General features: G+C 49.4%; 5 protein-coding genes and 1 pseudogene. All 6 read right to left on the bottom strand.

Annotated features, from left to right (window positions below):
• On the bottom strand, positions 1–549 hold a 549-nt coding region (locus BS626_RS17910; protein WP_075183694.1), incomplete at its 3' end, for a Tox-REase-5 domain-containing protein.
• A 90-nt stretch (positions 550–639) separates the two neighbouring features.
• Positions 640–1,668, bottom strand: a pseudogene (locus BS626_RS17905) (type VI secretion system Vgr family protein); the annotation flags it as partial.
• 18 nt (positions 1,669–1,686) lie between these two features.
• Entirely contained in the window at positions 1,687–2,406 is a 720-nt protein-coding gene (locus BS626_RS17900) for an Imm52 family immunity protein (protein WP_075183692.1), read from the bottom strand.
• Positions 2,403–2,897, bottom strand: coding sequence for a Tox-REase-5 domain-containing protein (locus BS626_RS17895; RefSeq protein WP_240494338.1), 495 nt, complete (start codon positions 2,895–2,897; stop codon positions 2,403–2,405). Before BS626_RS17895 ends, BS626_RS17900 begins: the two co-directional genes overlap by 4 nt.
• A gap of 155 nt (positions 2,898–3,052) precedes the next feature.
• Positions 3,053–3,772, bottom strand: coding sequence for an Imm52 family immunity protein (locus tag BS626_RS17885; RefSeq protein ID WP_083615991.1), 720 nt, complete (start codon positions 3,770–3,772; stop codon positions 3,053–3,055).
• A gap of 2 nt (positions 3,773–3,774) precedes the next feature.
• The coding region (locus BS626_RS17880) for a Tox-REase-5 domain-containing protein (RefSeq protein ID WP_240494337.1) at positions 3,775–4,268 on the bottom strand (494 nt) is incomplete at its 5' end.

Here is a 4,268-nt window from a genome sequence, read left to right as displayed (position 1 = left end):
TTCCCAGAACTGACAAAGTTTATCCTTCCAGCCATCAAACGATACGCCGCAGTATTTAAACTCCTGTATCTGCTGCGTTTCCGGGTTATAAAACGTGCCACAGATGCGCGTCTGGTAGCTAATCGTCACCGCACTCCAGCGCGAACAGCGTCTCACCATCGGCATTACTTTCCCTTCCGGTGGGCAGTTTTTACAGGTCTTTTCATCCGTATTCCCCTGCGCCCCCGCTTTCGTGTCTACGCCTTCGTAGCTGACCACTTCTGAGTAATCCATATCGTCTTCCCAGAAATCGCCGTGCGTCTCGGCACTGACAACCATGGGTTCATTCAGAATTGAATCATACCGTTTTCCCTGATAATCAAATCCTCCGTGGCTGCGGGATTGCGCGCCCCCTGAACCAGGATAAGACATATCATCATCTTCCCAGCCTCCATGGTTGCTCCCTGTTCCGGGGAACGTTGAGGTTCCGGTTGATCTGCCTGCCGCACCGACACTTCCTGCTGCCGCCCCGCCCATACCTCCGTATACTACTGGTGGGATCATGACCATCAGAGCCCCCTCCTTTCCCTGTTAATCATCACATGTTTATAATCTTCAACCCGCTGCTCAACTGAATAGCCATTCGGCGTTCTCAGCCATGCCGCGCTTGTCTTCCATCCGTAATTTTGAGTTGGCAGGCGTTCTGAGAACGTTGCGGGTGTGGTTGTCGCGGGTGACGTGGTCCGGGTGCTCCGAGTCGTGCAGCGCACAGGCGATGTACGGCAGGTCAATGTCACCGTTGCTGTACGCAATCGCCACTTCGGTGCCGTCGATGAGCGGCGCATGCCAGCCCAGCGTGCCACCGGCCGTCGGCTTCGCCATCCGCAGCCACAGGTAACCGTAGCCGGCTTCCGCCCCCTCCCGGTCGAAGTCCAGCTTCACCCGGTAGCGCCCCTGCTCGTCCAGGTGCGCGTAGGTATCATTTTTTTCGCGACTTTCAATTCGGGCCGGCAGCGTGCCCGGGATTTCAGGGCGCGGGACTTCCGCCGGACGGAAGCAGTAACGCTCGGTGTAAGGCAGGCCCCAGACCGACACGTGCAGGCGGGAGTCGCGGGCGCCACGAAAGGTCACCCGCGTGAGGAGCACTCCCTCTTGCAGGGCCGTAATGACGTCGCCCTGCGGCTCCAGCACCTGCCCGGGCGTGAGGTGGGCAGCGTTGCTGAACAGGTGAATGCGGGCCGATTTGTTCAGCTCCCGCTCGTGATGAAGCCGCGCGTAGAACGCGCCGGACTCGCTTTCCGGCTCGGGGCCGGTGTCATCACCCGCGTCGCGATACGGCGCGGCGTAGCGGTAATGCTCCCCGGTGCTCACCGCGTCACTGCGCACGCTGGCCGCCGCGTCCATCGGCGCGCAGGCGGCGCGGTAGTTGTAATCCCGCGTGGCGACGGCGCCGGTGGCCGGGCCGTGCCAGGTCCGCACGTCCCAGACCGACTCCGCCGCCCCGTCGAACAGGCCCGAAGGCTCGCGGTACGGCAGGCGCACGTCAAAATGGTAGCTCAGCTGGCCGTCGGCAAAAATGTACGTATCCAGAGCGCGCACGTCGTCCATCTCTGTGCGCCAGTAAATGCCCACCTCAGACAGAATGCGCCGGATAAACTGCAGGTCCGTTTCCCGCCACTGGGTAATCAGCGCACATGGCATTCAGGGTTAGAGCTCTGTCATCAACGGTAACAAACCAAGATCCAGAAGTTTTATTTCTATGTCATTAGCTTTGCCGATGTGCTCTTTGTTGCTCCCGTCAAATATCTCTTCGGTTGAGACAACGATTGTTCCTTTTTGTTTTCCATACTCTATAATCGGGACAACTCTTGCTGCTTCGGGGATGAGTTCAGGCAATAGTACGTGAGGAATGTATAACATCCATCCTACATATATCCGATCAGGAAATACATTTCGGTCATGGAGCCAATAACCCTTCGAGTCGACTTTTATCCATGATTTATCTTTTCCTTTAGCCAATAGTAATAATGAATCAATCATATCTTCTGTATTGGAAACTTTCTGATCCATATCTATAATAAGGTTTAGCTTTCTAGGGTTATCTATAAATTTCATAAGGTGCGATATTGCACAAGCAAATCCATCCGGTTGACCATTCCAGATAGACTCATTGACTAAAGGATGATTTTTCTTATAATGTCGATGAAAGATTTCTAATGCATTTTGGCTCACTCCACCATCGCCAAATACAATATATTTTGAGGCTTCCTTTTTGGAGTAGCCTGTCAAGTACCATATTTGGTCCTGTCTTGTTAGATTTTTGACAACTTGAACGCTTTTGTATAACTCACTCAAACACTCGTCTATTGTTATATCACTTTCTTTCATCGAGTGAATATTTATTGAAGTATTAAAAAGTTCGATCATGGTTGCCACCTCGTAATAATATCTTTGTAGTCTTTAAATATTTTTCTAAAATACTCGCAACTTACAGGTTGCATAAAAATCCAGACCACCTTCAAAGGTTGATTGACGGTTGTAACAGCCTGATGCCGGGATGCCTGATTGATTGCACTTTGATTACCCGTCCACCAAGGTTTCTTCGAACCATCGGCCCTGAAAAACTGATCATACCGCGCCTTTGCTTCCCAGAACTGACAAAGTTTATCCTTCCAGCCATCAAACGATACGCCGCAGTATTTAAACTCCTGTATCTGCTGCGTTTCCGGATTATATAACGTGCCGCAGATGCGCGTCTGGTAGCTAATCGTCACCGCACTCCAGCGCGAACAGCGTCTCACCATCGGCATTACTTTCCCTTCCGGTGGGCAGTTCTTACAGGTCTTTTCATCCGTTTTCGTCTGCGCCCCCGCTTTCGTGTCTACGCCTTCGTAGCTGACCACTTCTGAGTAATCCATATCGTCTTCCCAGAAATCGCCGTGCGTCTCGGCACTGGAGCGCGCACGTCGTCCATCTCCGTGCGCCAGTAAATGCCCACCTCGGACAGAATGCGCTGTATGAACTGCAAATCCGTTTCCCACCACTGGGTAATCAGCGCACATGGTATGCAGGGTTAGAGCTCTGTCATCAACGGTAACAAACCAAGATCCAGAAGTTTTATCTCTATATCGTTGGCTTTGCCTACGTGATCTTTATTTTTGCCATCAAATATATCTTCGGTTGAAACAACGATTGTTCCCTTCTGTTTTTCACCATCAACGACCGGTACAATCCTAGCGGCCTCAGGAATAAGCCTAGGTAAGACAACGTGAGGGATATATATCATCCACCCTACGCTTAGTCGATCAGGGAAAACATTATTATCAAAGAAACGATAACCTCCGCTGTCAGCATTTATATAAGCACACTTAAAATAAAAAGCAATCCTGGAGAATAGAGCAATGAAACTTTCTACGTTTATATTTTTATTTTTGGACACCAAATGCAATTCAACATCAACCCGATTAACTTGGTCAAAAAACATTTTCCGATAATTAATTGAGCTACTATAGTCACTTTTTCCATCCCAAACACTTTCGACAAAAAGAGGAGAGTCCTTTTTATATCTCTTTTCCCATTTTAGAAGAGTACTTTCACTGATTTTATTATTCTCAAATGCCATTTGTGACAAGGCTTGCTTTTTCGAATGTCCGGGCTCAAACCATTCGTAATTTTCACCAAGTAAATCATTTGATTGTAAAACCAAAAACGAAAACTGTTCAACAATTTTCGTAAAAGCAATATCCCCCAAACCAGTTTGAAATGAAAAATTAACTGACACATCAATAGTCATAATTATGTCTCCCAACGGACTATAATGTCACGCATACCCTGAAAAATGATTGTAAAATATTTAGCACTGATGGGCTGCATGAAAATCCACACAACTTTTAAAGAGGGATTCACGGTTGCAACTGCCTGATGTCGGCCAGCTTGTTTAATCGCACTAATATCACCTGTCCACCATTCCTTTTTTCGCCCATCGGCCCTGAAAAACTGATCATACCGCGCCTTTGCTTCCCAGAACTGACAAAGTTTATCCTTCCAGCCATCAAACGATACGCCGCAGTATTTAAACTCCTGTATCTGCTGCGTTTCCGGGTTATAAAACGTGCCACAGATGCGCGTCTGGTAGCTAATCGTCACCGCACTCCAGCGCGAACAGCGTCTCACCATCGGCATTACTTTCCCTTCCGGTGGGCAGTTTTTACAGGTCTTTTCATCCGTATTCCCCTGCGCCCCCGCTTTCGTGTCTACGCCTTCGTAGCTGACCACTTCTGAGTAATCCA

This window comes from Pantoea sp. 1.19 (assembly GCF_001922585.1).
In the GTDB taxonomy this organism is placed as follows: Bacteria; Pseudomonadota; Gammaproteobacteria; order Enterobacterales; family Enterobacteriaceae; genus 1-19.
This window is presented reverse-complemented; position numbering and strand designations above follow the sequence as displayed.